Source organism: Pseudomonas moorei, assembly GCF_008801475.1.
Classification (GTDB): Bacteria; Pseudomonadota; Gammaproteobacteria; order Pseudomonadales; family Pseudomonadaceae; genus Aquipseudomonas; species Aquipseudomonas moorei.
Map to the genome: position 1 here is coordinate 15291 of NZ_VZPP01000009.1, position 25876 is coordinate 41166.

General features: G+C 58.7%; 23 protein-coding genes, 2 tRNA genes and 1 pseudogene. 6 read left to right on the plus strand and 20 right to left on the minus strand.

The window, feature by feature from the left end; all coding sequences use genetic code 11:
* Window positions 1-139: 139 nt before the first annotated feature.
* The 4 genes from F7R06_RS17950 to rimO all read right to left on the minus strand — a co-directional run bounded on the left by F7R06_RS17950 (window position 140) and on the right by rimO (window position 3517).
* Window positions 140-610 (minus strand): YehS family protein, encoded by a 471-nt coding sequence (locus F7R06_RS17950; RefSeq protein ID WP_090317038.1) that lies wholly within the window; start codon window positions 608-610, stop codon window positions 140-142.
* A gap of 75 nt (window positions 611-685) precedes the next feature.
* Entirely contained in the window at window positions 686-1396 is a 711-nt protein-coding gene (locus F7R06_RS17955; protein ID WP_090317041.1) for an rRNA pseudouridine synthase, read from the minus strand.
* Window positions 1397-1580: 184 nt separating this feature from the next.
* The gene (locus tag F7R06_RS17960) at window positions 1581-2054 is read right to left on the minus strand and encodes a GNAT family N-acetyltransferase (RefSeq protein WP_090317044.1); all 474 of its coding nucleotides are present in this window, start codon (window positions 2052-2054) and stop codon (window positions 1581-1583) included.
* A gap of 125 nt (window positions 2055-2179) precedes the next feature.
* Window positions 2180-3517 carry a 30S ribosomal protein S12 methylthiotransferase RimO gene (rimO, locus tag F7R06_RS17965; RefSeq protein WP_090317046.1) on the minus strand — a complete coding sequence of 446 codons (1338 nt, stop codon included), beginning with the start codon at window positions 3515-3517 and terminating at the stop codon, window positions 2180-2182.
* Between the two features lie 351 nt (window positions 3518-3868).
* On the opposite strand from rimO, the gene F7R06_RS17975 reads away from it, so the two are divergent.
* Window positions 3869-5710: a potassium transporter Kup gene (locus F7R06_RS17975; RefSeq protein ID WP_425415191.1), complete on the plus strand. Its 1842-nt coding sequence runs from the start codon at window positions 3869-3871 to the stop codon at window positions 5708-5710.
* A 251-nt stretch (window positions 5711-5961) separates the two neighbouring features.
* On the opposite strand, the gene F7R06_RS17980 is transcribed toward F7R06_RS17975, so the two are convergent.
* The 4 genes from F7R06_RS17980 to F7R06_RS17995 all read right to left on the minus strand — a co-directional run bounded on the left by F7R06_RS17980 (window position 5962) and on the right by F7R06_RS17995 (window position 10561).
* Complete coding sequence (locus F7R06_RS17980) at window positions 5962-7260, minus strand: virulence factor family protein (protein ID WP_090317056.1); 1299 nt, start codon at window positions 7258-7260, stop codon at window positions 5962-5964.
* Window positions 7260-9902 (minus strand): bifunctional lysylphosphatidylglycerol flippase/synthetase MprF, encoded by a 2643-nt coding sequence (gene mprF, locus F7R06_RS17985; RefSeq protein WP_090317059.1) that lies wholly within the window; start codon window positions 9900-9902, stop codon window positions 7260-7262. Before mprF ends, F7R06_RS17980 begins: the two co-directional genes overlap by 1 nt.
* A 276-nt stretch (window positions 9903-10178) precedes the next feature.
* Window positions 10179-10255, minus strand: a tRNA-Met gene (locus F7R06_RS17990).
* Window positions 10256-10484: 229 nt separating this feature from the next.
* Window positions 10485-10561, minus strand: a tRNA-Met gene (locus F7R06_RS17995).
* Between the two features lie 301 nt (window positions 10562-10862).
* Here F7R06_RS17995 and dinB point away from each other — a divergent pair.
* The gene (gene dinB / locus F7R06_RS18000; RefSeq protein WP_090317062.1) at window positions 10863-11924 is read left to right on the plus strand and encodes a DNA polymerase IV; all 1062 of its coding nucleotides are present in this window, start codon (window positions 10863-10865) and stop codon (window positions 11922-11924) included.
* Window positions 11925-11985: 61 nt separating this feature from the next.
* Here the strand turns inward: dinB and F7R06_RS18005 are convergent, their stop codons facing one another.
* The 4 genes from F7R06_RS18005 to F7R06_RS18020 all read right to left on the minus strand — a co-directional run bounded on the left by F7R06_RS18005 (window position 11986) and on the right by F7R06_RS18020 (window position 16773).
* Complete coding sequence (locus F7R06_RS18005; RefSeq protein ID WP_090317064.1) at window positions 11986-12939, minus strand: hypothetical protein; 954 nt, start codon at window positions 12937-12939, stop codon at window positions 11986-11988.
* 17 nt (window positions 12940-12956) lie between these two features.
* A complete protein-coding gene (locus F7R06_RS18010) occupies window positions 12957-14672 on the minus strand; it encodes a proline--tRNA ligase (RefSeq protein WP_090317066.1) in 1716 nt (571 codons plus the stop codon).
* Window positions 14673-14815: 143 nt separating this feature from the next.
* The gene (locus F7R06_RS18015; RefSeq protein WP_090317069.1) at window positions 14816-16375 is read right to left on the minus strand and encodes an AmpG family muropeptide MFS transporter; all 1560 of its coding nucleotides are present in this window, start codon (window positions 16373-16375) and stop codon (window positions 14816-14818) included.
* Window positions 16376-16419: 44 nt separating this feature from the next.
* Complete coding sequence (locus F7R06_RS18020; RefSeq protein ID WP_090317072.1) at window positions 16420-16773, minus strand: MGMT family protein; 354 nt, start codon at window positions 16771-16773, stop codon at window positions 16420-16422.
* Between the two features lie 164 nt (window positions 16774-16937).
* Here F7R06_RS18020 and F7R06_RS18025 point away from each other — a divergent pair, with 164 nt between their 5' ends.
* The gene (locus F7R06_RS18025) at window positions 16938-17945 is read left to right on the plus strand and encodes a DUF481 domain-containing protein (RefSeq protein WP_090317074.1); all 1008 of its coding nucleotides are present in this window, start codon (window positions 16938-16940) and stop codon (window positions 17943-17945) included.
* A 109-nt stretch (window positions 17946-18054) separates the two neighbouring features.
* Here F7R06_RS18025 and F7R06_RS18030 read toward each other — a convergent pair whose 3' ends face one another.
* Together F7R06_RS18030 and F7R06_RS18035 are read right to left on the minus strand one after the other, a co-directional pair.
* Entirely contained in the window at window positions 18055-18264 is a 210-nt protein-coding gene (locus F7R06_RS18030) for a cold-shock protein (protein WP_002554837.1), read from the minus strand.
* Between the two features lie 155 nt (window positions 18265-18419).
* Window positions 18420-18638 carry a hypothetical protein gene (locus tag F7R06_RS18035; RefSeq protein WP_139204756.1) on the minus strand — a complete coding sequence of 73 codons (219 nt, stop codon included), beginning with the start codon at window positions 18636-18638 and terminating at the stop codon, window positions 18420-18422.
* Here F7R06_RS18035 and dcd point away from each other — a divergent pair.
* The 3 genes from dcd (at window position 18619) to F7R06_RS18050 (ending at window position 20299) form a co-directional block, all read left to right on the plus strand.
* The gene (dcd, locus tag F7R06_RS18040) at window positions 18619-19185 is read left to right on the plus strand and encodes a dCTP deaminase (protein ID WP_007904652.1); all 567 of its coding nucleotides are present in this window, start codon (window positions 18619-18621) and stop codon (window positions 19183-19185) included. The two genes, F7R06_RS18035 and dcd, sit on opposite strands and share 20 nt — an antisense overlap.
* 106 nt (window positions 19186-19291) lie before the next feature.
* Window positions 19292-19501, plus strand: a complete 210-nt coding sequence (locus F7R06_RS18045) for a hypothetical protein (protein ID WP_090317078.1) — start codon at window positions 19292-19294, stop codon at window positions 19499-19501.
* Between the two features lie 417 nt (window positions 19502-19918).
* Window positions 19919-20299: a hypothetical protein gene (locus tag F7R06_RS18050; protein WP_090317082.1), complete on the plus strand. Its 381-nt coding sequence runs from the start codon at window positions 19919-19921 to the stop codon at window positions 20297-20299.
* Window positions 20300-20352: 53 nt separating this feature from the next.
* Here the strand turns inward: F7R06_RS18050 and F7R06_RS18055 are convergent, their stop codons facing one another.
* From F7R06_RS18055 to F7R06_RS18080, 6 genes and pseudogenes are all read right to left on the minus strand, one after another.
* Window positions 20353-21117, minus strand: coding sequence for an ABC transporter ATP-binding protein (locus F7R06_RS18055; protein ID WP_090317085.1), 765 nt, complete (start codon window positions 21115-21117; stop codon window positions 20353-20355).
* Window positions 21118-21130: 13 nt separating this feature from the next.
* Window positions 21131-22249, minus strand: coding sequence for a succinylglutamate desuccinylase/aspartoacylase family protein (locus tag F7R06_RS18060; RefSeq protein WP_090317088.1), 1119 nt, complete (start codon window positions 22247-22249; stop codon window positions 21131-21133).
* A gap of 12 nt (window positions 22250-22261) precedes the next feature.
* The gene (locus F7R06_RS18065; RefSeq protein ID WP_090317091.1) at window positions 22262-22972 is read right to left on the minus strand and encodes an ABC transporter permease; all 711 of its coding nucleotides are present in this window, start codon (window positions 22970-22972) and stop codon (window positions 22262-22264) included.
* Window positions 22969-23697, minus strand: coding sequence for an ABC transporter permease (locus F7R06_RS18070; protein ID WP_090317092.1), 729 nt, complete (start codon window positions 23695-23697; stop codon window positions 22969-22971). Before F7R06_RS18070 ends, F7R06_RS18065 begins: the two co-directional genes overlap by 4 nt.
* A gap of 57 nt (window positions 23698-23754) precedes the next feature.
* Window positions 23755-24537 carry a transporter substrate-binding domain-containing protein gene (locus F7R06_RS18075; protein ID WP_090317093.1) on the minus strand — a complete coding sequence of 261 codons (783 nt, stop codon included), beginning with the start codon at window positions 24535-24537 and terminating at the stop codon, window positions 23755-23757.
* Window positions 24538-24943: 406 nt separating this feature from the next.
* Window positions 24944-25725: pseudogene (locus F7R06_RS18080) on the minus strand (ATP-dependent DNA ligase); the annotation flags it as partial.
* Window positions 25726-25876: the final 151 nt, after the last annotated feature.

The following is a 25876-nucleotide window of genomic DNA, read 5'->3' on the forward strand; positions in this document are numbered from 1 at the left end:
CACTATTTTCAAGCGGAATGGAGGGCCATTCGGCCTTGAGCTGGTTTGCCAGCGAAGGTCGCTAACGATAACGCGTATCGACTGGATCGACGCGGCGTTATTGAAGGCTTCGCTGGCAAGCCAGCTCCAGGCGGAGCAGTTACTGCGGGCGTACGCGCAGGGTCAGGCCCTTGAGGAAGTTGCGCAGCAACTGGTCGCCGCACGGGCGATAGTTGGTGTGGCCGAACTTGCGGAACAGGGCGCTCAACTCGGGTTTGGACACCGGGAACTCGGCGGCCTTGAGGATCGCGTGCATGTCGTCTTCTTTCAGTTCGAAGGCTACGCGCAGCTTTTTCAGGATGATGTTGTTGGTCACCGGCACTTCGATCGGCTGCGGTGGACGGCTTTCGTCCTTGCCGCGCTTGAAGATCACCAGGCCGTCGAGGAAATGCGCCATGACTTCATCGGGGCAGCGTACGAAGCCTTCTTCGTCTTCCTCTTTTTTGTCGAGGTAGCTCACCAGATCGGCCAAGGGCACGTCCATGCCACCGAGCTTGATGATCTCGATGACTTTCTTGTCGCTGATGTCGAGCATGTAGCGCACGCTGCGCAGTACGTCGTTATGAATCATGTGAGCAATCCTGATAATTCAGCTATGGGCGTCGCAGAAAACAGCGACGCCGAAATGTGTAGCGGCGCGAGCGTCTTAGAACTTCTCTTTGCCGGTCAGGTAGCGCCATTGCCCCAGGGGCACTTTGCCGATGGACACGCCGCCGATGCGGATGCGGCGGATGCCCACGACCTTCAGGCCGACGGCCTGGCAGAACAGGGCGATCACGCCCGGTTGCGGGTTCTTCATGGCAAACCGCAGGCGGTTTTCGTTTTGCCAGCTGGCCTTCACAGGCGGCAGCTCCTTGCCCTTGTAGGTCAGGCCGTGCTGCAAGCGATTGAGGCCGTGCTCAACCATGTCGCCCTCGACTTCGACCACGTATTCCTGCTCGATCTTGCTCGCGTCGGCGGTGAGTTTGCGCAGGATCTTCCAGTCCTGGGTGAACACCAGCAAGCCGCTCGCGTTGGCCTGCAGGTCGGTGCTGGCGGTCAGGCGCAGGAAGTGACCCTTGAGCGGGCGTTTGCCGTAGCGGTGTTCTTCGCTCAGGGTTTCGGCGCTGATGGTCGCCATGGCAGTGTCCGCGTCCATGCCGGCGGGCACATTGAGCAGGATGGTCACCGGCTCCGGCGCGGTAGCCTTGGCGTCCTTGTCCAGCTCGACTTTCTGGTCGCCGACCTTGAACTGCGGTTCATCGATGACTTCGCCGTCGACGGTCACCCAGCCGCCCTCGATGAACAGCTCAGCCTCCCGACGGGAGCAGCCGACGAGTTCGATGAGGCGTTTGGAGAGTCGAATCGGGTCAGTCATGACAGGGCCGCAAGAAAAAAGGGGTGGGCATTGTACCTGCCTGGCGCCGGTTAATCCCGGATCCATTTTGCCGCAGGGGCTTTTTGTAGGATTTGGCTTGCCAACCAAGGCGGCCGATTGGTCGCTGCAAGGCTCTCGGGTCTCTTCGCTGGCAAGCCAGCTCCTACAGTTGTTTTGTGCTGTGTCAGCCGTGCTGCGAACGTGTGTGGTTTTGGCGCATCCGCATATGCAGCAACGGATACGGCTGCCCCATGCCGTCGACTTCTGAGCGACCAATGACTTCGAAGCCCTGTTTGAAGTAAAAGCCGATGGCTTGCGGGTTCTGTTCGTTGACGTCCAGTTCATCGGCGTTGAGGTTTTCCATGGCATAGCGCAACAACTGCTTGCCCAGGCCCTGACCGCGATGCGCCGGGTCGATGAACAGCATTTCGATCTTGCCAGCCGCTACCCCGGCAAATCCGGTAATGCGCTGGCGTGGGTCTTTGGTGCAGATCAGCATGACCGCGTCGAGGTAACGGGTCAGTACCAGGTTCTTCAACAATTCGATGTAACTCTCTGGCAGAAAGTCGTGGGTCGCGCGTACTGAAGCTTCCCAAACCCGTGTCAGCTCTTCGTAGTCGCTCTGTTTCGGCGTATGGATGACCGAATGTTGGCGCATGCCTGACTGCTCCTTCTTTTTTCCAACCGACTGTAAAGGGATGAGAATCCGTTCTTTATCAAACGATAGCCGTAAAAAAGCCCCGCATCTCGTCAAGAGAGCGGGGCTTTTCGTATTTTGGGCGTTTAGATCTGTTCAGCCCACAGGTCGTATTCGTCGGCGTCGGTCACTTTGCACCAGACTTTGTCGCCCGGCTTCAAATTGCTGCCATTGTCGATGAACACGTTGCCGTCAATTTCCGGGGCATCGAAGAAGCAACGGCCAACGGCGCCTTGCTCGTCGACTTCATCGACCAGCACTTCGATTTCACGGCCGATGCGCAGTTGCAGGCGCGCCGAGCTGATCGCCTGCTGGTGCGCCATGAAGCGCTCCCAGCGGTCCTGTTTGACCTCGTCCGGAACGACTTCCAGATCCAGGTCGTTGGCTGGAGCGCCTTCAACCGGCGAATACTGGAAGCAGCCGACGCGGTCGAGTTGCGCTTCGGTCAGCCAGTTCAGCAAGTACTGGAAGTCTTCCTCGGTTTCGCCCGGGAAGCCGACGATGAAGGTCGAACGGATAATCAGGTCCGGGCAGATCTCGCGCCAGTTCTTGATGCGCGCCAGGGTCTTGTCTTCGAAGGCCGGGCGTTTCATCGCCTTGAGCACTTTCGGGCTGGCGTGCTGGAACGGGATGTCCAGGTACGGCAGGATCTTGCCGGCGGCCATCAGCGGGATCAGTTCGTCAACGTGCGGGTACGGGTAGACGTAGTGCAGACGAACCCAGACGCCCAGGGTGCTGAGGGCCTCGCAGAGTTCTGTCATGCGGGTTTTCACTGGCGCGCCGTTCCAGAAACCGGTGCGGTATTTCACGTCGACGCCGTAGGCGCTGGTGTCCTGGGAGATCACCAATAGCTCTTTTACGCCGGATTTGACCAGGCGCTGGGCCTCGTCGAGCACGTCACCGACCGGGCGGCTGACCAGCTTGCCGCGCATCGACGGGATGATGCAGAAGCTGCAGCTGTGGTTGCAGCCCTCGGAAATCTTCAGGTAGGCGTAGTGGCGCGGGGTCAGTTTGATGCCTTGTGGCGGCACCAGGTCGATCAGCGGGTTGTGATCCTGACGCGGCGGCACGACTTCATGCACGGCGTTGACCACTTGCTCGTACTGCTGCGGGCCAGTCACGGCCAGCACGCTCGGGTGCACGTTGCGGATGTTGCCTTCTTCGACGCCCATGCAGCCGGTCACGATGACCTTGCCGTTTTCCTTGATGGCTTCGCCGATTACTTCCAGGGATTCCGCCTTGGCCGAATCGATGAAGCCGCAGGTGTTGACCACCACTACGTCAGCGTCCTGATAAGTGGACACGACGTCATAGCCTTCCATCCGCAGTTGGGTGAGGATGCGCTCGGAGTCGACCAGTGCTTTCGGGCAACCCAGGGATACGAAGCCAACCTTTGGATTGGCCAGCGCAGGAGTGGTGGACATGTCTAACCTCGGTATTTTGTGACGCCTCCAGCCATAATCGGCAAGGCGACAGAAGGACGCTCTATCGCGCCTCTGATCAAAAAGTGCGCAATTCTATCGATGGGAAGCGCACTTGACCAGCTTTATGCAGGGAAATACGACGAGTGCTGCGCTATGCTTCGCGCCGTTGGGCTTTACCGAATTTTTACAGTCAACAAATCGTCTGTAACTTGAAGTAAAACAGCGCATGCTGCACGACAAAGCATAGTGCTTCATTCAAAGAAGCCGGGTCTGAGAAGTAGGGAGTGTTGGATGGGGCAGGCAAGTAGTCAGACGGCAGATGCCGGACATTCGGTAGCAAGACCGTTGAGCATGCTGGTCGCGGCAGTCGGGGTGGTTTACGGCGACATCGGCACAAGCCCGTTGTATACCCTTAAAGAGGTTTTTTCCGAGCATTACGGAGTACCGGTCAATCAGGACGGGGTCTTCGGGATTCTTGCATTGATTTTCTGGTCGTTGGTCTGGGTGGTCACGATCAAGTACGTACTGTTCGTATTACGTGCCGACAACCAGGGAGAGGGCGGGATCATGGCGCTGACGGCGCTGGCCCGGCGTGCCGCACACGCTTACCCGAAGTTGCGTGCAGTGCTGGTGATTCTGGGGCTGATTGGTGCGGCGCTGTTCTACGGCGACAGCATGATCACACCTGCCATTTCTGTATTGTCAGCGGTTGAAGGTCTGGAACTGGCGTTCGACGGACTAGAGCGCTGGGTCGTGCCCATGTCGCTGGTGGTTTTGGTCGCGTTGTTCCTGATCCAGAAACATGGCACCGATCGTATCGGCAAGTTGTTCGGTCCCGTCATGGTGGCGTGGTTTCTGGTGCTGGCCATTCTCGGTATCAGCGGCATCATCAAGCACCCAGAGGTATTGAGTGCGCTGAACCCGATGTGGGGCGTGCGTTTCTTTATCGTGCATCCTGGCATGGGCGTGGCAATCCTGGGCGCAGTCGTGCTGGCATTGACCGGTGCCGAAGCTCTTTACGCCGACATGGGCCACTTCGGACGCAAGCCGATTGCCCGCGCCTGGCTGGCGCTGGTGCTGCCGGCCCTGGTGCTGAACTACTTCGGTCAGGGCGCTTTGTTGCTGGAGAATCCTGAGGCGGCGCGTAACCCGTTCTATCTGTTGGCGCCTAATTGGGCGTTGGTGCCATTAGTGGTGCTGGCCACTCTGGCAACGGTCATTGCTTCGCAAGCGGTGATTTCCGGTGCTTTCTCGTTGACTCGACAGGCCATTCAGCTGGGCTACATTCCACGCATGCACATCCAGCACACTTCCAGCGCCGAGCAGGGACAGATTTACATCGGGGCGGTGAACTGGGCGCTGATGGTCGGTGTAATTCTGCTTGTCATCGGCTTTGAGTCCTCCGGGGCGCTGGCTTCGGCCTATGGCGTAGCGGTGACCGGCACCATGCTGATTACCAGTTTTCTGGTGGCGGCGGTGATACTCCTGCTCTGGAAGTGGCCGCCATTGCTGGCAGTGCCGATTCTGATCGGCTTCATTTTGGTCGATGGACTGTTCTTTGCGGCCAACGTGCCGAAGATCATTCAAGGCGGTGCGTTCCCGGTGCTGGCGGGGATCGTACTCTTCATTCTTATGACCACCTGGAAGCGCGGTAAGGAGCTGCTGGTGGAGCGTCTGGACGAAGGTGGCTTACCGCTGCCGATTTTCATCAGCAGTATCGCCGTACAACCGCCGCATCGTGTTCAGGGTACCGCTGTATTCCTCACCGCACGGCCAGATGCCGTGCCTCATGCCCTGCTGCACAATCTGTTGCATAACCAGGTGTTGCACGAGCAAGTGGTGCTATTGACGGTGGTGTACGAGGATATCCCGCGTGTGCCGCCGTCACGCCGGTTCGAGGTCGACTCCTACGGTGAGGGTTTCTTCCGGGTGATCCTGCACTTCGGTTTCACCGACGAGCCAGATGTGCCGCAAGCGCTGAAGCTGTGCCATCTGGATGAACTGGACTTCAGTCCGATGCGCACGACCTACTTCCTCAGTCGTGAGACGGTCATCGCCTCTAAAATCGAAGGCATGGCCCGCTGGCGTGAGGCGCTGTTCGCTTTCATGTTGAAAAACGCCAACAGCAATCTGCGCTTCTTCAATCTGCCGCTGAACCGGGTGATTGAGCTGGGTACTCAGGTCGAGATGTAAGCTTGAATCAACAGCCCCCGATGCCTCGCGGTATCGGGGGCTTTTTGTTGCCTGGCAATTGAATGAACCTTGCGCGGATACCGCTGTGTGCAAGCGTGCTCGCGAAGGCGGACTGACATTTAACTTCTATGTTGACTGACCCATCGCTTTCGCGAGCAGGCTCGCACACACTGGATATGCAGTACTTGCTGAAATGAAAAAGCCCCCACGCTTATGTAGCGGTAGGGGCTTTTTTGTTTGCGCGGCTCACATCACTCCTGCGCTGTCGCCTCGTCCTTGGCCTGGCGTTTTATGATGATGTCCACCAGGCGCTTGGCCAGGGCCGGGTAGTTCTCGTCGAAGTGGTGACCCCCAGGCAGCTTGATAGCTTCGCCCACGGCGGTCTTGTCGGTGCAGCCACTTTCATTGACTTCTTCTTCACCGTAGATGCACACCACTTTGGCGGCGGGCAGCTTGGCCATTTCCGGGCCGGTGGCGGCTTCTTTGCCGGCGTTGCCAAGCCAGCCTTCGACTTCGATTTCGAAGCTGCCGGTGCGGGCGAAGGCCAGCAGGATGATCGCGTCGATACGCTGCTGCTCGGACTCTGCGAGGCGGTTGTAGATCGCAGGCAACACATCGGCGCCAAACGAGTAGCCGGTGAGGATGAAGCGCTTGGTGCCCCATTTTTGCCGGTAGTGCTGCATCAGTTCGGCAAGGTCCAGCGCGCTTTGCTCGGGGCTCTTGTGCTGCCAGTAGTAGCGCAGGGTGTCGATGCCGACCACCGGGTAGCCGATCTTCGCCATTTCGCCCGCCACGTCGCGGTCGAGGTCACGCCAGCCACCGTCACCGGACAGGAACAGGGTCACGGTGTCCTTGGCCTGGCCGGCCGGCACTTCAACCACGGGAATCTGCAGCCCGCCGGAGGCCTTGTCGCCACCGACCAGGAGCTTGCGCAGTTCATTGTTCAACACTTGCGGCAGGTTGATGTCGTAGTCACTGATACTGGTTTCGGCGTTGGGTTGGTCGCGCACGAAGCCGGCACTGGTGTCATCCGGGTTGTCGTTCCACGCCACCAGCCAATGGCCGTGAGAAGCGCTTTTGGGTAGCAGGTGAGTGCAGCCACCCTTTTCCAGGGCCAGGTCGACCGAGACGGCTTGGGCGTTGTCATTTTTCTGCTCGGACAACCAGCGCCAGGCGAGTACCGCACCTGGGCCGATACCGCTGACCAGGGTTGCCGGGCCTTTGAGTTCCCTCAAGCCCGATTGCAAGGCGCGGCTTTGCAGCAGACAGTCCTGGGGCAGGATTACCTGGACAATCTGCGCCGAACCGCTGCGACTCAGGGTCATCAATTGATTGTCGCTGAGCTTCTGTTCCTCAGTGACCGCCACCAACACCTGGGCGCGAGGCGTGTTGCCCGGGATCACACGGGTCATGGCCGTGCCGTCGGCCGGGGTCAGCTGTTCGAGGGTCGGTTCCGGTGCCGGGCGTTTCAGGTACCAGTAGCCACCACCGAGAATCAGGGCCAGCACCACCAGTGTGCCCAGAACGTACCGCAAGGAGCGTCGAATCATCAGCGTTTCACCAATCCAGTCAAGCCGCCCGCGATCAGGGCAGCAGTATCGGCCAGGGCAACCAGCGGATCGAGTCCGGCGGGCACGGCCATATAACGGGGTTCCCAGTCAGGCTGGAATTTGTCTTTGAAGCGGCGCAAGCCTTGGAAGTTGTAGAGCTGCTCACCACGGCGGAAAACCATCGAGCCCAGACGCTGGGTCAAGGGGGCGCCGCGACGGGGCTGCAACCCCGACAAAGGCACCATGCCCAGGCTGAAGCGCGCGTAACCATGATTTTTATAATGTTGAATCAGGCCGACCATCATGAATTCCATGGTCAGCTTGGGGGCGTCCGGGTGGGCGCGCATCAGGTCGAGGCTGGCCAGGTCGTGGCTGTAGGTCTCGAGCAGGTTGGCGAACGCCACCGGACGGCCTTCGAAGCGGATGACCGCAATGCGGAAGTGCTTGAGGTAGTCATCACTGAAGCGGCCGAGGGAGAAGCCTTTTTCGCGTACGTTCTTGCCGGTCAGCCAGGCATCGGAAATCACCTTCAGCTCGTCCATCGGCGCCTGGCCCGGCTCGAAGATCTCCAGCGACAGGCCATCCCGTGTGCCGCGGTTCCAGGTGTAGCGCAGGTCCTTCATCTCTTTGCCCTTGGCGTCGAGATCAAAGCGGTGCAGGTCGACCCTGGCTTCTTCGCCGAGTTTGATCGCCGTCAGGCCGATGTCCATGTAGTACGGCAGGTTTTCCGCGCGCACTTGATAGAACACGGGGCGCGCATGGTGGATATCGCACAGATCGCGGAACTGCCAGATCATTTCCGCCCGTTGCTGGCTCGGACCGATCGGGTCATACAGCGCTACCAGGCTGCGGCCGCGGCGGGCGTACATCAGGAACGCTTGATCGTTGGGGTGAAACAGCAGTGCCTTGTCGCCGGTCAGGGCCAGGCCGCCATCCGGTTGCGACGAGGCCATCAGGATCTTGCTCGCGCGCTCCAGTTCGTCCGGGGTCGGCAGATGGATGACCGGACGGGCGGTACGCAGCAGCCAGGTCAGGGAAACCACCACCAGCAACACGGCGGCACCGAGCAGCGAACGCAAGCCACGTGGGGCATCGGCGTCGAGGGTGAATTGCCACCAGAGTTGATGGCTGTACGGAACATCCTGATAGGCGAACAGAAGCAGCCACATGGAGGCGCCAAGCACGCACAGGCTCGACACCAGATAGAGTGGCGAGAAAGGCACTTCTGTCAGGCGGCTGGGGCGATAGAACGAACGCCGGAAAACCCCCAGCAAAGCTGCGGTCAAGGTCATCAGGCAGGCTTCTTCCCAGTCGAAGCCCTTGAGCAGCGAGAGCAGGGCGCCCACCAGCAACAGAATGGTGGTCAGCATCCAGGCAGCCGACAGTCGACGACGCAGGCCCTGGGCCAGTAGCAGGCACAGTACGCCAATCAGGCTGGCACCAAAGTGCGAAGCATCAACCAGTCGATGGGGAATGAGAAAGCCGATGTGTTCCAGGCGAGTGTCGATTTCCGGTGTCGCGCCGGAGAACAGCAGGACCACGCCGGAGAGAAACACCAGCACAGCCAGAATCGGTGCGGCCATGCCCGATGCTGCACGCAAGGACTGGCGGGTCTGGAAGATGCGCTGACCTTCGTTGATCAGCAACAACAGGCAGGCCACCAGCATCGGCAGGACGACGTAGATCAGGCGATACAGCAGCAGGGCAGCGGCCAGTGGGGCGGCGCCGAGTTTGTCGGAGAAGGCCGCCAGCAAAATCGCTTCGAATACGCCGACACCGCCCGGAACATGGCTGAGAACGCCAGCAGCCAAGGCCAGCAGATAGACCAGCAGGAACGCACCGAACGGCGGTGCTTCCGGCAGTAACAGGTAAAGCACGGTCGCGGCGGCGGCCACGTCCAGCGCGGTAATGATCAGTTGCAGGAAGGTCAGGCGGCGTCCCGGCAGGCGCAAGGTACGACGGCCGACCTTGACCATCAGGTTGTCCGGGTAGGGTTGTTCCGGCAGGCGGCGGCGGTAGATGCCGATGGCCAGTACCGAAAACAGCAGTAATACAGCCGTGGCTACCGAACCCAGCAGGACTTCGGACAGACCCAGTGCAACGGAGGCTGCTGGCAGGTCGCTGAGCGTTGCCAGTGCGGCGAGCGGTGGCAAGGCGCAGCCTAGGGAGAGGCTGGCGAACAATGTCATGTGGGCGACCTCAGCGGCCCCCAGACCATGACGTGCATACAGACGGTAGCGAACCGAGCCGCCTGACAGCATCGAAAGACCGATGGCATTACCGATGGCGAAAGCGGTGAAGCCTCCCAGGGCCAGGGTTCGTGGTGCCAGGTTCGCGCCGGCATAGCGACTGGCTGACCATTCGTACCCCAGCAAAATGATGAAGCCCGCTACGGTTGCGCCCAGGGCGCCCAGCAATGCGGGTTTCGGAACGTCGAGGATCGAGTCGTGCAGAGCATCCAGATCGAGCTCGCTCAACAGGTGACGACAGGCAATCAGCGCAATCGCGAACAGCAGCAGAGTGACCGCCAAGCCGATGGGCTGTCGGTATTTGCTGATCAGATCGAGCAGGCGCAAGCGCTCCGCCTTGATCGGATGTGTCGCTGTGACGGTGTCTTGTGAATCAGACGAGTTGGCGCGCATCAATCACCTCTTGGATTGTGCGCGACAGGATGGGGGTATCCAGCCAAGTTACCAATCCCTGTAGAAAAAAATAATCACAAATATTAACGCTATCACCGGCTCTCGGCGACGGCATGTCATCAGTCGTGGGGGGAAAGTGTGCGTTTGAGCATAGTCGGAACTCAGCGCTTCGGTGACCCCGGACGGCTCACTACACAGTGACAGATCATTGTTGCGAAAGGGCTTTTTCAACAGATACAAAAAAGGCCACTCTTTCGAGTAGCCTTTTTTGATGTTTGGTTGCGGGAGCCGGATTTGAACCGACGACCTTCGGGTTATGAGCCCGACGAGCTACCAGACTGCTCCATCCCGCGTCTGTGTGGCGGCATTCTATAGAGATACGCCTGAGTGTCAACCGTTAATCCTGAACCCGGTCAAATAAACGTAAAAGAGCGGCAAACGGTCGCGGGGAGCGGCTTAAGATTCGGAACCAGAACGACTTCTGATTTCTGTGGCGCGGGTGCCTGCGCTAATGTCGCACCTTCTGAACAAAACAGGCGCGCACAAAAAAGGCCACTCTTTCGAGTAGCCTTTTTTGATGTTTGGTTGCGGGAGCCGGATTTGAACCGACGACCTTCGGGTTATGAGCCCGACGAGCTACCAGACTGCTCCATCCCGCGTCTGTGGATCGGCATTCTATAGAGATACGCCGGGGTGTCAATCACCAATTTCGATAAAACCTGTTCCTGTTCAAACGCTTAGCTTGATTTGAAGGTGGTCTAGTATCGCTGTGAGGCAGGCGTGGCAAGGGTTTCAGCTCTATTGGTGCACGCCTTTCGATTAAGAAAATAAATTTACTGGGAGCTTTCCCACAATTGGAAAAGAACATTCTGAGTACTGGTGCTATATACAGGTGTCAGTGAGATACTGAATGTCCGACACGGCAAGACGGCATTTCCTCTTCATGAACACCGCGTTGATATGACTCAGCGAAAAATCATCCACGTCGACTGTGACTGCTTCTACGCCGCCATCGAGATGCGTGACGATCCGCGCCTGGCCGGCAAGCCGCTGGCGGTGGGTGGGTCAGCGGATCGGCGTGGAGTGATCGCCACCTGCAATTACGAGGCGCGGGCCTATGGTGTGAGGTCCGCGATGTCGTCCGGGCACGCGTTGAAGATGTGCCCGGACCTGACCATCGTCAAGCCGCGAATGGACGCCTATAGAGAAGCATCGAAGGAAATTCATACGATCTTTCGCGATTACACCGACATCATCGAGCCACTTTCCCTGGATGAGGCCTACCTGGATGTGTCGGACAGCGCGCATTTCGGTGGAAGTGCCACCCGAATTGCCCAGGACATCCGTCGAAGGGTCTCCAATCAGTTGCATATCACCGTTTCGGCGGGCGTGGCGCCAAACAAGTTTCTCGCCAAGATCGCGAGCGACTGGAAAAAGCCCAATGGGTTGTTTGTCATCACGCCGGATCAGGTCGAGGACTTTGTCAGTGGCTTGACGGTCAATAAGCTGCATGGCGTTGGCAAAGTGACTGCCGACAAGCTGGCCAAGTTCGGGATTGTCGACTGTTTGCAACTGCGTGAGTGGGACAAGTTGGCGCTGGTGCGCGAATTCGGCAGTTTTGGCGAGCGGCTCTGGAGTCTGGCCCGCGGGATCGATGACCGTCTGGTGCATAACGACAGTCGTCGGCAGTCGATCAGCGTCGAAAATACTTACGATGTCGATTTGCCGGATCTGCGCAGTTGTCTGGATAAGCTGCCGGAGTTACTGGAAACCCTCAGAACCCGCATGGATCGAATCGACAGCAGCTATCGACCGGGCAAGCCGTTCGTCAAAGTGAAGTTCCATGATTTTACCCAGACCACACTTGAGCAGGCAGGGGCAGGGCGGGACTTGGGCAGTTACCAGTTGATGCTGACGCAGGCGTTCAATCGAGGTGGCAAGCCGGTGCGATTATTGGGCGTGGGAGTAAGGCTGGAGGATTTGCGGGGCGGGTTTGAGCAGATGGAGTTGTTTGAGCGGTAGTTATGCGGTGCCTGTGAGGCCGCTTCGCGGGCGATTCGACTTGCCCGCGAAGCTTTGAGCGTTAGTTCGGCCCTGGATCCGCCACCAGGCGTCCGGCATTCTTGGTCAGGGACTTGAGGAATTCGGTCTGCAGCTCAGGATCGTTGCGGGTCAACTCGACCAGGCTCTGTTCCAGTTCGCTGGCTTCTTCTTCGAGACCCAGCTCCGACAGGCGTTTGACCCGGTGTACCCACTGGCTCACTTCGTCGTCTTCGAGGTCGTCGTAAATCAGACTGTGAGCTTCGAGCAATTTGCCGCGCAGGGTGCTGCTGAGCACAAGGGACGAGTCGGTATGCACATCGCCCTTTGAGTCACTGACACTGATCTGCAGCTTGCCCAGATGATTGAGGTCATATTCGGCGAACGGACTGTCCAGCAGATTCAGGCGGAGCACGCCGTTCTTGTCGGTGGTCAGCTCGAAGGTTTCCTTGCCGGCCTTGACTTCGACCGGACGCTCGCTCCAAGGCAGGCTCGAGTATTCCATGCGCTTGTCGCGCTGGACTTCGTCGATGCCAGCCAGGTTCTGCTGCGCGCGACCGTTGGATTGCATGTTCATGAACGGATTGAGTCCGGCGAAACCGTAGCTGAGCCAGTCCTTGGTCATGCTGTCGGGCAGGTTGCCGAAGGCAAAGACGTTGACCACGTTCGCACAGGCACCACCCACCACAGCTACCGCGCCGAGCGGGATCTCGTAGATCTTCCGCCAGGGTTGGTATGGGGTGTAGCGATCATAATGACGGGTGACGTCGAACTCGGTGACTTCGAAGGTCTTCTGCTCGTGGATTTTCACCCGGCGTTGCGGCAGCTCAAGTACCTTGGGCTCACCGACATCGATCTGCAGACTGTGGTCGAGCAATTTGCGCTCGACCCGTTCCTCGTGCTCGCTCCGCTGTGACATGTGATTGGCACAGCCGCTGACCAACAGGGTGCCGCACAGGGCGGCACCACCGAGGCCTAAGGTGTTTCGCTTGAACATGACGTCTCTATCTGGTTTCAGCGGCGGATACGGGCCTGCAGGAAAGACAGTACGTCAGCGACCGGGAGCGCTTGGGGCTCGGCCTCGGTACGACTCTTGTATTCCAGGTTGCCTTCGGCAAGGCCGCGGTCGCTGACCACGATCCGGTGAGGAATGCCGATAAGCTCCATGTCCGCGAACTTGATGCCCGGGCTGGTTTTCTTGTCGCGATCATCCAGCAGCACTTCGAAGCCGGCTGCAGTCAGTTCTGCATACAGCTTGTCGGTGGCTTCGCGAACCAGATCGGTTTCGTAGCGCAGTGGCACCAGGGCGATCTGGAACGGTGCGAGCGCGTCACTCCAGATAATCCCTTTTTCGTCGTTGTTCTGCTCGATGGCAGCTGCAACCACACGGGAAACGCCAATGCCGTAGCAGCCCATTTCCAGGGTGATCGGCTTGCCGTTCTCGCCCAGCACTTCACACTTCATTGCTTTGCTGTACTTGTTGCCCAGCTGGAAGATGTGCCCGACTTCGATGCCGCGTTTGATTTCCAGGGTGCCCTTGCCATCTGGGCTTGGGTCGCCGCTGACAACGTTACGCAGGTCGGCAACGGTCGGAACCGGCAGGTCGCGTTCCCAGTTCACGCCGAAGTAGTGCTTGTCGTCGATGTTTGCCCCAATGCCGAAGTCGCTCATCAGTTCGACCGAGCGGTCGATAATGATTGGCAGTGGCAGGTTCAGCGGGCCGAGGGAGCCGGCGCCAGCGCCGATGGCGTCGCGCAGTTCGTTTTCGGAGGCCATGACCAGCGGGCTGGCAACGCCAGGCTGGTTGGCGGCCTTGATTTCGTTCAATTCGTGGTCGCCACGGATGATCAGGGCAATCAGCTTGCCTTTCTCTTCAGCGTGAACCACGAGGGTCTTGATGGTTTTCTCGATCGGCAGGTTGAAGCCTTCGACCAGTTGCGCGATGGTCTTGGCGTTCGGCGTGTCGACCAGGCGCAGTTCTTCGGTCGGCGCTGCTCGAGAGGTTTCGCGCGGCACGGCTTCGGCTTTCTCGATGTTCGCGGCGTAGTCGGAACCGTTGCTGAAGACGATATCGTCTTCACCGGACTCGGCCAGTACGTGGAACTCGTGGGAGCCGGCACCGCCGATGGAGCCGTTGTCGGCTTCAACCGGGCGGAATTTCAGGCCCAGGCGGGTGAACACGTTGCAGTACGCCTGATGCATGCGGTCGTAGGTGACTTGCAGCGATGGCTGGTCAGCGTGGAACGAATAGGCGTCCTTCATGATGAATTCGCGACCGCGCATCAAACCGAAACGTGGGCGGATTTCGTCACGGAACTTGGTCTGGATCTGGTAAAGGTTGATCGGCAGCTGTTTGTAGCTGCTCAATTCGTTGCGCATCAGATCGGTGATGACTTCTTCGTGGGTCGGGCCGGCGCAGAAATCGCGACCGTGGCGATCCTTGAAGCGCAGCAATTCAGGACCGTACTCTTCCCAGCGACCGGATTCCTGCCACAGCTCTGCCGGTTGAGTGCTCGGCATCAACACTTCAAGCGAGCCGGCGGCGTTCATTTCTTCACGAACGACGGCTTCGACCTTGCGCATTACTCGCAAGCCCATCGGCAGCCAGGTGTACAGGCCCGAGGCGAGTTTGCGGATCATGCCGGCGCGCAGCATCAGCTGGTGGCTGATCACGACCGCATCGGAAGGCGTTTCTTTCTGTGTGGCGAGCAAAAATTGACTGGTGCGCATGGTTGGCCGTTGTCGGTTGCTGATGACGAGAAATGACGGAGCATTGTACGGGCGAGATCCGCTGTCGTACAGGAGTGCGGTCGGCGGTATGGCAGGAGGGCGGGAATCTCAGCGCCCTCTGCAAGGTTTCCTGCGGATGTTTCCTACGATTCTTCCGCGACCTGGGTCGGAACCGGTTCCGGCGTCGGTGTCGGTCCAGCGCGGCGGCTTTCCTGGAACCAGTGCAGGGCGATCAATACCAGAGTCGGAACGCCCAGCAGGGCGGTGATCAGGAAGAAGTTGTGGTAGCCGAATTTCTCCACCATGACGCCCGAGTAGCCGCCAATCAGGCGTGGTAGCAAAAGCATGATCGAGCTGAGCAGGGCATATTGGGTCGCGGAGAATTTGAGGTTGGTCAGGCTCGACAAGTAAGCAACGAAGGCTGAAGTCGCCATGCCTGAACTGAAGTTATCCAGTGAAATGGTCACGATCAGCATGTTCAGGTTGGGGCCCATGTCCGCGAGCATCAGGAACAGCAGGTTGGTCGCTGCCGATGCGGCGCCACCGATGAACAGGATTGGCAGAATGCCGAAACGCACGATCAGCAGGCCACCCATGCCCGCGCCGACCAGGGTCATGATCAGGCCGAAAATCTTACTGACACCGGCAATCTGATCCTTGGTGAAGCCCTGGTCGATGTAGAAAACGTTGGCCATCACCCCCATGACCGTATCGGACATCCGATAGGTGGCGATCAGCCCAAGCAGCAGCAAGGCTTGCCAGCGGTAACGAATAATAAAGTCGTTGACCGGCGTCAGCACTGGCGCCAACCCACGGCGACCCATGGTCGACAGGCACAGCGCGGTCAGCGTGGTGTAGAGGATTGCCCGCAGAAATGCGCGGTCCTCCAGCAGAAGGTCGAGCAGGCTCACGCCTTTGAACAGCACGCTGGCAAAGTCGGTGTTGTACAGCTGGGTGAACATGGCCGGGACGGACACCAGCAGTACAATCAGCACGAACACGGAAGCCAGCTGATGCGCGAAGCTGTAACGCCCGGCCTGCAGTTGGGTGCGCAGCGGGACCGGTGGTTCGCGCATGAAGAAGGAGGTCAGCAGCGCCGGGATCATCAGGACGCCGAACAGTACGTAGGTGCCGGTCCAGGCGGAGTGCTTGTAGTTGAAGCCGGTTGAGCCAAAACCTTCAGCGAAGAACAGCGCGCCTGCCGTAGCCAGCAAAGCGGCAATCCGATAACCGGACATGTAACTGGCGGCCAGCGCGGCCTGGCGACTGTCTTCGGCGATTTCCAGGCGGTACGCGTCCACGGCGATGTCTTGCGTCGCCGAGGCGAATGCGACAACGACTGCGATGGCGATCAGCCAGGACAGATGTTTTTGCGGGTCGCAGAAACCCATCCCGATCAGTCCCAGTATTACCAGGGATTGGGACAACACCAGCCAGGAGCGGCGTCGACCGAGCTTGCCCAGCAGGGGCAGGCGCCATTGGTCGAGCAGTGGCGACCAGACCCATTTGAAGGCGTAGGCCAGACCGATCAGGCTTGCATAACCGATGGTTTCGCGAGCCACGCCGGCTTCGCGCAGCCAGACTGAAAGGGTCGAAAACACCAACATGTAGGGCAGGCCGGCGGCGAAACCCAACAACAACAGTACGAGCGTCGAGGGGCTGGCATAAGCGGCGAGCGCGGCGCGCCAGGTTTTACGGGGCATGGGCTGGAGTCTGCCTCAAGAAATACGGAAACAAAGCGCGCACTCTAACCGCTGTGCTCTACTGGACGCCAGCCATGGCGCTGAATATCAACACGATTGTTCAGGATACTGATGCCCTCCATGCGCAATCGGGCGCGTTGTTCATCCCCGGATGGACTGCCCGCAGGCAGGCTGATGCGCCCTCCGGCTGCGAGAACGCGGTGCCAGGGTAGTTTACTGTCGCCAGGTAATTGGCTAAGTGTTCGTCCGACCCAACGGGCGGCGCGACCCAATCCGGCCAGTTCGGCCAATTGGCCATAACTCACTACTTTGCCTTCTGGCACTTGCGCGAGTGTCAGGTAGAGTGCCGTGCGTCGGATTTGTGCCGCGCTCTCGGGGGCAGTGGTGGGGTCGATCACGTCCGGGCTTCCTGAAAAAAATTCGCAGTACTGTCTGTAGAGTAAATCCTCGATCGCCCATTTAGAAATGAACTCAGCAGATAGCGTCGGGGTCAGTCCTTGCTAGGGGCTTATTCCAGCGGATAATGCCGACTTTTTTCGCGTACCTGAGCCTTTGTTTGCTTATGTTCTCCAAAACCTTGCTGTGCCTCGCCATCGTCAGTGCTTCCACCCCCGTGCTCGCGGATACCGTCTGGTTGAAGAACGGTGACAAGTTGAGTGGCAAGATCATTCTGTTCGACGGTGGCAAGCTGTTGATCCAGACCGAGTATGCCGGCGCGGTGCCGATTGACTGGAAGCAGGTCAAAACCCTGGCAAGTGATCAGGAGTTGTTGGTCAAGCAGGACGCCTACACGGGTGAGAAGGCCAAGTCGCTGCAGGCGGCTGATGAGGGCAAAGTCACTTTGGCTAACGGTGAGGCACCCAAGACGGTAGAGCTGGCCAGTGTCCAGCAGATCCTCAAGCCCAAGCCGGTGGTCGAGGATCTGGTATGGAAGGGCAATATCGACGCGGCCCTGGATTACCAGCGTGCGGACAAAGATACCGATGATTACGACATCGACTTCAAGACCACTGCGCGCCATGGTCGTTGGCGGCATATCGCGGAAGGCGAATACAACCGCGAGTTCCAGGATGGCGTCGTCACCACGGATAACTGGCGGGCCGAATACTCCCTCGACGGCTTTATCACCGACAAATGGTTCTGGGAAGGTCGCCTGGTTTACAAGCGCGACAAGGTAGAAGACCTGTCTCGTCAGCGTACTGTGGGTACTGGTCCCGGCTATCAGTTCTGGGATGACGAATTGGGTGCCTTTTCCCTGGGGTCGCTGGTCAACCGCACCGATTACGAGTACCGCGATGGCAGCCAGGAGAATTTCTATTCTTTGGCCATGAAGTGGGATTACAACCGTTACCTGATAGGCAAGAAGGTAGAGTTCTTCACCAATGGCGAGGTGGGCAAGCCGTTGTCGGGCGTGGCCGACTACGCGCTGGATGCCGAGATGGGCTTGCGCTACAAAGTGACCGACTGGGCGTCGCTGAACCTGAAGGCGGAGAGGGATATCGTCAGTGGTTCCGATGAGGCTGACTTGAGCAAGACCCGTTACACCGCAGGGTTTGGCGTTACTTGGTAAATGCTGAAAACGCAGTTTGGGCTGCGTTTTTTCATGACTGGAAAAAAGCACGCAGGCACAAAAAAGCCCCGCTGTTGAGGGCGGGGCTTTTTACTAAAGCAAGTACAAGTTAGATAACTTGAACTTCTTCAGCTTGCATGCCTTTCTGACCGCGGGTAGCGATGAAAGAAACCTGTTGGCCTTCTTTCAGGCTTTTGAAGCCGTCGGATTGGATAGCTTTGAAGTGAACGAACAGGTCGTCACCGGATTGTGGAGTGATGAAGCCGAAGCCTTTTTCATCGTTGAACCACTTAACGGTACCGGTTTGGCGATTAGACATGGTGTAACTCCTTGAACAAAGATAACTGCGACTCAGGAAGAACCCTGGCCGAGACTGAGTGCAAAGAGCAGGAAAAATTCTTGTAGATGGTTGGATCGAAATTCAACATATCGTGTAGAGATTCTCAGTGACACAAGCAGCACAGTGACGTCACCTTAACCCTTTTTCCGGAACGTGCCAATGTTTCTTGCGAAGGTTTCTCTGTTTTCATGACTGACGGTGCGGGGTATTGCTTCGAAGGTCCGTAAATCCGGCAGGATCGTCGAGAATTGTGCCTCGCGCTTTGAACCCGGCGGCGCGCCCCGGTAAGATGCCGGACAGATTTTTTCCACCACGTTATTCAGGACACCCGCCATGAGCATCAAATCGGACAAGTGGATTCGCCGCATGGCGCAAGAGCACGGCATGATCGAGCCCTTCGTAGAGCGCCAGGTGCGCGGCAGCGACGATAGCCGGGTGATCTCCTACGGTGTTTCGAGCTACGGCTACGATGTGCGTTGCACTAATCATTTCAAGGTGTTCACCAACATCAATTCGGCAATCGTCGACCCGAAGAACTTCGATGCAGGCAGCTTCGTCGATATCCACAGCGACGTGTGCATCATTCCGCCCAACTCCTTCGCCCTGGCCAGTACCGTCGAATACTTCCGCATTCCGCGTAATGTGTTGACCATCTGCCTGGGTAAAAGCACCTACGCGCGCTGCGGCATCATCGTCAACGTCACGCCGCTGGAGCCTGAGTGGGAAGGCCACGTGACCCTGGAGTTCTCCAACACCACCAATCTGCCGGCGAAAATCTACGCCAATGAAGGCGTGGCGCAGATGCTGTTCCTCGAGTCTGACGAAGAGTGTGAAGTTTCCTACAAGGATCGCGGCGGCAAGTACCAGGGCCAGCGTGGCGTGACCTTGCCGCGGACCTGAGTCAGCCGTCTGACAAACCGTGGGAATTCTTGAGTGAGCGTACACTCTATGGAGTGTACGCTCCGATTCGCGCAAGGCGGATCGGGCCATCGCTCAGGAGTGCTTTATGAAGATCGACCCGCGAATAAGTGCCGAACTGGCAAGGCTGGAGCCCAATCAGGTTGGCGTCTTGGCCTGGTCCTTGTTGGCACACCCGCCGATCAACATGGCAGGGGGCATCCCCGGTCAACCCGATCCCGATACGCCCAACGAACAACCCAACGAGCCTGGTGAGCCCACCCTGCCGGATGAGCCGCCTCCCACGCCCGTGGTCTGATTCCCTGCGCAGAAAAATGAATGGCCAGTCAGATGAGGTCTGCGAAGACTTCAGCTGACTGGCCATATTTCGTTGTCGCCGATGACACCGCTCTACAGTTGTCGCCCCGGCGGACTTCATAGCCACCAGTAAACGCATCGGGCCATAGCCCACTACAGTTGCACGCCACGCTTGTTGCCGGGCAATTCGTGCCATTTATCGACCACCACCCTGCGTAATGCCGAGAGTGCTGCTTGTGCTTCGGTACGGGCGAGGCTCGCTCCCGTGTTGATCGATTCATATCCGGCAATAACTGTAATCGCCGTCGAAACCACTTGGTGATCCTGCCATGTTCTTATCCCGGAGTTACTCGTTCTGCGACCTTTTGGAAAGGGTCGGCATCGAGCAGTTATCCATGTCTATGAAAAGGACATTCAAATGAGTACAAATCGAGCAGGGCATTTAAGTGCCGATGTGGACACGGCCGGCGGTCCCCAGCCGTTTCGCGTGACGCATGGACTCTACTTCTATGATCGGCCAGGTATCCATTGTATCGAGGCTGATAACGGGCAAGGGACGGCGTTTTATGTCTATCTGCCGGTTGGCATCCAGAGCGGCAGTTTCAATTTGGGGCTTACTGAAAGCTCCCCGATGATTATCCACGTGACAGGCACCTCCGAAGCGGATTTGTATCGAGGCGTGCTTGAGTTGACCGTGGGCGGGGGAGCAAAGTTTGCCGGGAGCTTCAGTGGTATGGATGCTGACGGTCTGGAAGTGACCAATGGCCGTTTCAGGCTTGAGCACGAAGCGACTGTTTGACGTTTGAGTGGGGGGGAGCCGGGAATACGGCTCCCCCTTTTTTCGCTCGGCGTTTATTTCAGGTTACCGCTGAGGAATTGCTTCAACCGCTCACTCTTCGGATTGCCCAGTACGTCTTCCGGCGCGCCTTCCTCTTCCACTAGACCCTGATGCAGGAACAGCACCTGGCTCGAGACCTTGCGGGCGAAGCTCATTTCGTGGGTCACCATGATCATGGTCCGGCCTTCTTCGGCCAGGCCCTGGATCACGCGTAGCACCTCACCCACCAGTTCCGGGTCCAGCGCCGATGTGGGCTCATCGAACAGCATGACCTCCGGCTCCATGGCCAGCGCCCTGGCTATGGCCACCCGCTGTTGCTGACCGCCGGACAGGAACGCCGGATATTGGTCCGCCACGCGCGCCGCCAGGCCAACCTTGTCCAGATAGCGGCGCGCGCGGTCTTCGGCTTCCTGCTTGCTGCAACCCAGCACCCGGCGCGGAGCCATGGTGATGTTCTCCAGCACGGTCATGTGGCTCCACAGGTTGAAATGCTGGAACACCATGGCCAGGCGGGTACGGATCCGTTGCAGTTCATCCGGATCGGCGACATGCATGCCGTGTCGATCCTTGATCATGCGGATCGCCTGGCCATCGAGGCTCATGGCGCCGTCGTTGGGTTGTTCGAGAAAATTGATGCAGCGCAGAAAGGTACTTTTGCCCGAGCCGCTGGCGCCGATCAGACTGATGACGTCGCCGGTGTTGGCCTTGAGGGAAACGCCTTTGAGCACCTGATGATCGCCATAGCTTTTATGCAGGTCTTCGATGGTCAGTTTGTACATGGAACAGACATCCTCAAGGCGAAAGTAGGTAACCGCTGCGATAGGCTTCGGTGCCCGCGACATGGGCGATCACCATGCCGGCAGTGGCCATGCGGCGCAGCGAGCGGGCGTACATCAACCCGGCGGCGGTGCAATGAACAGGAGTGACGCGATCAGCGATCGGATCAATGATTTCAGCGATCAATTGCCCGGCTTCCAGGTACTCTCCTGGCAGCGCGGCGAACACCAGCAGCCCGCCGACAGGCGTGGCCACAGGTTCGACACCGGCCAGTGGAGTGGCCGGGTAGGGCAGTTCGGGCAGGGACGCCGGTTCGCCGGCGATCGCTCCGAAATGAATCAGGTAATCGATCAGTGCCTGGCTGTCCAGGCTGGCCAGCGGGTGGTTGACGTCGCCCTGACCGCGCAGTTCGACGGTGACGGAAAAGCTGCCGGGCGGAATCTCGAACTGTTCGCCGAAGCGTTCTTTCAACTGCCACCAGAGCAAGGTGAAGCATTCGTCGAACGACTGACCGCCGGAGTCGGTGGCCAACAGGCTGGCCTCGGCGCCGATATAACGGGCCAGTGGCTCGACCTGCGGCCAGGCATCCGGCGTGGTGTACAGGTGCGCGACGGCTTCGAAATCGCAATGCAGGTCCAGCACCATGTCGGCATCGCAGGCCAGTCGTTGCAGAGTCAGGCGTTGGGATTGCAGTTGGGTGCTGGCGGTCTGCCGGGCAAGTGCGTGGCGCAGGCTGATGCGGATCAGTTCGAGATTGCGCTGCGGGTCGTCGCCCAGTTGGCCTTCGATCTCGTTGCCGACCTCTTCGCTCAGATCGACGAACCAGCGGTTGAAGTTCTGACCGCTTTCCAGTTCGTAGCGGCCCAGCGGCACGTCCATAAGCACTTGCTCCAGGCCGACCGGATTGGCCACCGGCACCAGAACGATTTCGCTGCGCAGGCGGCCGGCGGCTTCCAGCTCCGCCAGGCGTTGCTTGAGGTGCCAGGCCACCAGCATGCCGGGCAATTCATCGGCGTGAAGGGATGACTGGATGTAGATCTTGCCTTTGGCCGGTTGCGGCCCGAAGTGAAAACTGTGGATCTGTCGTGCGGTCCCCGGCAGCGGGGACAGCAAGTCATGTATCTGGTGGCGCATGTGCGAGAAGTCCTAGTGGGTCGGCCCGAGGAAGGCCAGCCATCGGCGTTCGGCGAGACGGAACAGGCCGACCAGCGCAAAGGTGACGGTCAGGTAGATCAGCGCGGCGATGCCGAACGACTGGAAGGTCAGGAAGGTCGCCGAGTTGGCGTCCCGAGCGACTTTCAGAATGTCCGGGATGGTCGCGGTGAACGCCACGGTGGTCGAGTGCAGCATCAGAATCACTTCGTTGCTGTAGTACGGCAACGAGCGACGCAGGGCCGACGGCATGATCACGTAGGCATACAGCTTCCAGCCGGTCAGGCCGTAAGCCTTGGCCGCTTCGACTTCACCGTGGTTCATGCTGCGAATCGCCCCGGCGAAGATCTCCGTGGTGTAGGCGCAGGTGTTCAGGGCGAAGGCCAGGATGGTGCAGTTCATCGCATCGCGGAAAAAACTGTCGAGCAGCGGCTGCGCGCGCACGGCGGCCAGGCTGTAGATCCCGGTGTAGCAGATCAGTAGCTGGATATAGAGCGGCGTACCACGGAACAGGTAGGTGTAGAACTGCACCGGCCAGCGAATGTAGAGCTGCGGCGAGACCCGGGCGATGGACAGTGGGATCGACACCAGGAAGCCGAAGAAGATCGACGCGCTGAGCAGCCACAGAGTCATGGCCAGGCCGGTGATGTTCTGACCGTCTGTGTAGAGGAAGGCTTTCCAGTATTCCTGCAAGAGTTCGATCATCGCACGGCCTCCCGTGTACCGGCGGAGTACCGGCGTTCCAGCCTGCGCAGAATGAAGTTGGAGGCACTGGTGATCGCCAGGTAGATCAAGGCGGCGAGTACCAGGAAATAGAACAGCTGATAGCTGCTTTTACCGGCGTCCTGCGCAGCCTTGACCAAGTCGGCCAGGCCAATGATCGATACCAGCGCGGTGGCCTTGAGCATGACCATCCAGTTGTTGCCGATACCCGGCAGGGCAAAACGCATCATCTGCGGAAACACCACGATCCAGAAGCGCTGGCCGCGTTTGAGGCCATAGGCGGTGGCGGCTTCGACCTGACCCCGCGGTACTGCGAGAATCGCGCCACGGAAGGTTTCGGTGAAATACGCGCCATAAATGAAACCCAGGGTAATGACCCCGGCGCTGAACGGGTTGATCTCGATGTATTCCCATTCCATGTAGTCGGTGAACGACGTCAGCCAGGTTTGCAGGCTGTAGAAGATCAAGAGCATCAGTACCAGATCCGGCACGCCGCGAATCAGCGTTGTGTAGCACTGGGCAGGCAAGCGCAGCAATTTGACTTTTGACAGTTTGGCACTGGCGCCGAGCAGGCCGAGCAACACGGCCACCAGCAGCGACATCGCCGATAATTTGATGGTCATCCAGGTGCCTTCCATCAGCAACGGGCCGAAACCCTTGAGGCTGAAGGCTGCGAGCCCCAGATTTTGCAGGAGGTTTTCAAACATAAAATCAGCAACCAGATCGGAAGAAAAAAGCGCCCATCGCGAGATGGGCGCCGGGCATTATTTGCCGCTATACAGATTCAGATCGCCAAAGTGTTTCTTCTGAATGGTGGCGTAGGTGCCATCATCGTGTAACGCTTTGATACCTTTATCCAAAAGTGCTTTCAGCTCAGTGTTACCTTTCTTAATACCGACCGCTGTTTTAGCCGGCAGCAGTTCGTTATCGACCGGCTTGCTGATTTCGAAATTGGCACCGTTTGGCGACTTCAGGAAGCCCAGTTCGGCTTGCAGCATGTCCTGGATACCGGCGTCGAGACGACCGGAAGTCAGGTCGGAATACACCTGGTCCTGGTTTTGATAGGCCTGGGTTTTCACGCCAGCCTTGTCCAGAACGGCTTTGGCATAGGCTTCCTGAATGGTGCCTTGCTCGTAGCCGACGGTTTTGCCTTTGAGCGAAGCGACGTCTGCGGTGATGCCAGAACCTTTCTTGGACACGTAGGCAGTCGGGCCGGAGAACAGCTCGCTGGAGAAGTCGATGACTTTTTCGCGGGCCGGGGTGACGGTCATCGAAGAGATCACGCCGTCGAATTTATTGGCCTTCAGGCCAGGAATCATGCCGTCGAAATCGCTTTCGACCCATTTGCACTTGACCTTCAGTTCGGCACAGATTGCGTTCCCCAGATCGATGTCGAAACCTACCAGGCTGCCGTCGGCCGCTTTCGACTCGAACGGTGCGTAGGAAGGGTCAACGCCAAAACGCAACTCTTTGTATTCCTTTGCCAGCGCGGAGCCAGCAGCTACGCACAATGCCAGTGCAGAAAGGGTCAGCAATGCTTTTTTCATTATTCAATCCCTAAGAACCAATATGAGCGCTTGTGGCGCAGATTTATTGTTACTGGTAAGCGTAAGACCTACTGAAAGTAGCAATTTCCGAACCAGAGTGCCGAACAAGCGTTTTAAAAGGTGTTCAGGAAATTGCCGGATGGGATTAGTGCACGAAAATGGGCGGCGTGGGAAGCCTGCACTATTTCGGTTCGACTTGCTGCCAATGCCTGTGGCGAGGGCGCTTGCTCCCGCTGGGTTGCGAAGCGACCGCAAAACCTGTGTACGCAATTCTGTAGTCGGCCCTGATGAGGCGCGATTACGGCTGTTTCGTAGCCGAGCGGAGCAAGCTCCCTCGCCACAGGGGACTGGTGTTCACAGGGGCTGGTTAACTGAGTAAGTCCTGCAACGTGCCGAGATGGTCAGCCTCGTCGGTCAGCCCCGAGTAAGCCTTGGCGAAGGGCACCAGCGAGCGCTCTCTGGCATCGGGCGGGCCGTCCCAGACGGCGAAAGTGTAGTCGCTGTAGAGGCTTGCCCGGCGGCCATGACCGCGTTGCGCGTAAATGAGCACCGCGTCGATGCTGAACGGGTCGACTTTCCATTTCCACCACACCCCCATGTCCTTGGTGCGACCAACGCCATACAACGCCTCCCGGGCCTTGAGCATCATGCCTTCGACGCCCAGGCTGCGCGACGCTTCGCGCTGCCGGGCCAGGTCGAACCAGTCGTTGCCGGTCAGCAGTGGCGAGGCGAGCAATACCGGGTTGTTGCTTCGGACGATGACCTGTTCCAGCTGACTGCGCCGCCGGGCCTGAGGCTGGTTGCGCCAGCCCTGGCCTTTCCACTCCAGCAAAACGTAGGCAAGGTTCACTACCGGCACGTCATTGAGTATTTTTCTGCCAAGGTTTTACGGCCAATCCGCTGCTGCAGAAGGGCGAACGGTTGCACGGCGGGTGCTGCCGGTAACTGTGGATCGAAGGCATCCGCGGTCTCGGCTTGAGCAGTTTTCCAGACGACGATTTCGCCATCGACCACCGTGCCGGCGGGCAGGCAGTGAATCAGGCTCTCGAACTCAGGGAGGCACTCGGTCACCAGTTCCTCCCCCCGCGAACAGACCCATAGCCGACCATCGCGTTTGATCAGTTGGGCGCGGATGCCATCCCACTTCCATTCCACTTGCCACTCGTTGGCGGGGCAGTACAAACCTTCGGGACGCGCGATAACAAGATCCACGATGGTGACCGGAATGGATGGCTTGTTAGCCAGGAGGCTGGCGTGGAGCGAGAAGTTCTATCGGGATTTGATGGGGTGGCGCTGTACCGATGTGGGAGCCTGCTCGCGATGGCGGCATGTCAGTCAC

Excerpts from the sequence above, each read along its gene's own strand:
- F7R06_RS18070 (WP_090317092.1), bottom strand. The coding sequence starts at position 23,697 with ATGTTTGAAAACCTCCTGCAAAATCTGGGGCTCGCAGCCTTCAGCCTC.
- F7R06_RS18075 (WP_090317093.1), bottom strand. The coding sequence starts at position 24,537 with ATGAAAAAAGCATTGCTGACCCTTTCTGCACTGGCATTGTGCGTAGCT.
- F7R06_RS18045 (WP_090317078.1), top strand. The coding sequence starts at position 19,292 with ATGAAGATCGACCCGCGAATAAGTGCCGAACTGGCAAGGCTGGAGCCC.
- F7R06_RS18055 (WP_090317085.1), bottom strand. The coding sequence starts at position 21,117 with ATGTACAAACTGACCATCGAAGACCTGCATAAAAGCTATGGCGATCAT.
- F7R06_RS18060 (WP_090317088.1), bottom strand. The coding sequence starts at position 22,249 with ATGCGCCACCAGATACATGACTTGCTGTCCCCGCTGCCGGGGACCGCA.
- F7R06_RS18015 (WP_090317069.1), bottom strand. The coding sequence starts at position 16,375 with ATGCCCCGTAAAACCTGGCGCGCCGCGCTCGCCGCTTATGCCAGCCCC.
- F7R06_RS17960 (WP_090317044.1), bottom strand. The coding sequence starts at position 2,054 with ATGCGCCAACATTCGGTCATCCATACGCCGAAACAGAGCGACTACGAA.
- F7R06_RS18005 (WP_090317064.1), bottom strand. The coding sequence starts at position 12,939 with ATGTTCAAGCGAAACACCTTAGGCCTCGGTGGTGCCGCCCTGTGCGGC.
- F7R06_RS18030 (WP_002554837.1), bottom strand. The coding sequence starts at position 18,264 with ATGTCTAATCGCCAAACCGGTACCGTTAAGTGGTTCAACGATGAAAAA.
- F7R06_RS17950 (WP_090317038.1), bottom strand. The coding sequence starts at position 610 with ATGATTCATAACGACGTACTGCGCAGCGTGCGCTACATGCTCGACATC.
- F7R06_RS17975 (WP_425415191.1), top strand. The coding sequence starts at position 3,869 with ATGCTGGTCGCGGCAGTCGGGGTGGTTTACGGCGACATCGGCACAAGC.
- F7R06_RS18010 (WP_090317066.1), bottom strand. The coding sequence starts at position 14,672 with ATGCGCACCAGTCAATTTTTGCTCGCCACACAGAAAGAAACGCCTTCC.
- F7R06_RS18065 (WP_090317091.1), bottom strand. The coding sequence starts at position 22,972 with ATGATCGAACTCTTGCAGGAATACTGGAAAGCCTTCCTCTACACAGAC.
- F7R06_RS17955 (WP_090317041.1), bottom strand. The coding sequence starts at position 1,396 with ATGACTGACCCGATTCGACTCTCCAAACGCCTCATCGAACTCGTCGGC.
- F7R06_RS17980 (WP_090317056.1), bottom strand. The coding sequence starts at position 7,260 with ATGATTCGACGCTCCTTGCGGTACGTTCTGGGCACACTGGTGGTGCTG.
- dcd (WP_007904652.1), top strand. The coding sequence starts at position 18,619 with ATGAGCATCAAATCGGACAAGTGGATTCGCCGCATGGCGCAAGAGCAC.
- rimO (WP_090317046.1), bottom strand. The coding sequence starts at position 3,517 with ATGTCCACCACTCCTGCGCTGGCCAATCCAAAGGTTGGCTTCGTATCC.
- mprF (WP_090317059.1), bottom strand. The coding sequence starts at position 9,902 with ATGCGCGCCAACTCGTCTGATTCACAAGACACCGTCACAGCGACACAT.
- F7R06_RS18050 (WP_090317082.1), top strand. The coding sequence starts at position 19,919 with ATGAGTACAAATCGAGCAGGGCATTTAAGTGCCGATGTGGACACGGCC.
- dinB (WP_090317062.1), top strand. The coding sequence starts at position 10,863 with ATGACTCAGCGAAAAATCATCCACGTCGACTGTGACTGCTTCTACGCC.
- F7R06_RS18025 (WP_090317074.1), top strand. The coding sequence starts at position 16,938 with ATGTTCTCCAAAACCTTGCTGTGCCTCGCCATCGTCAGTGCTTCCACC.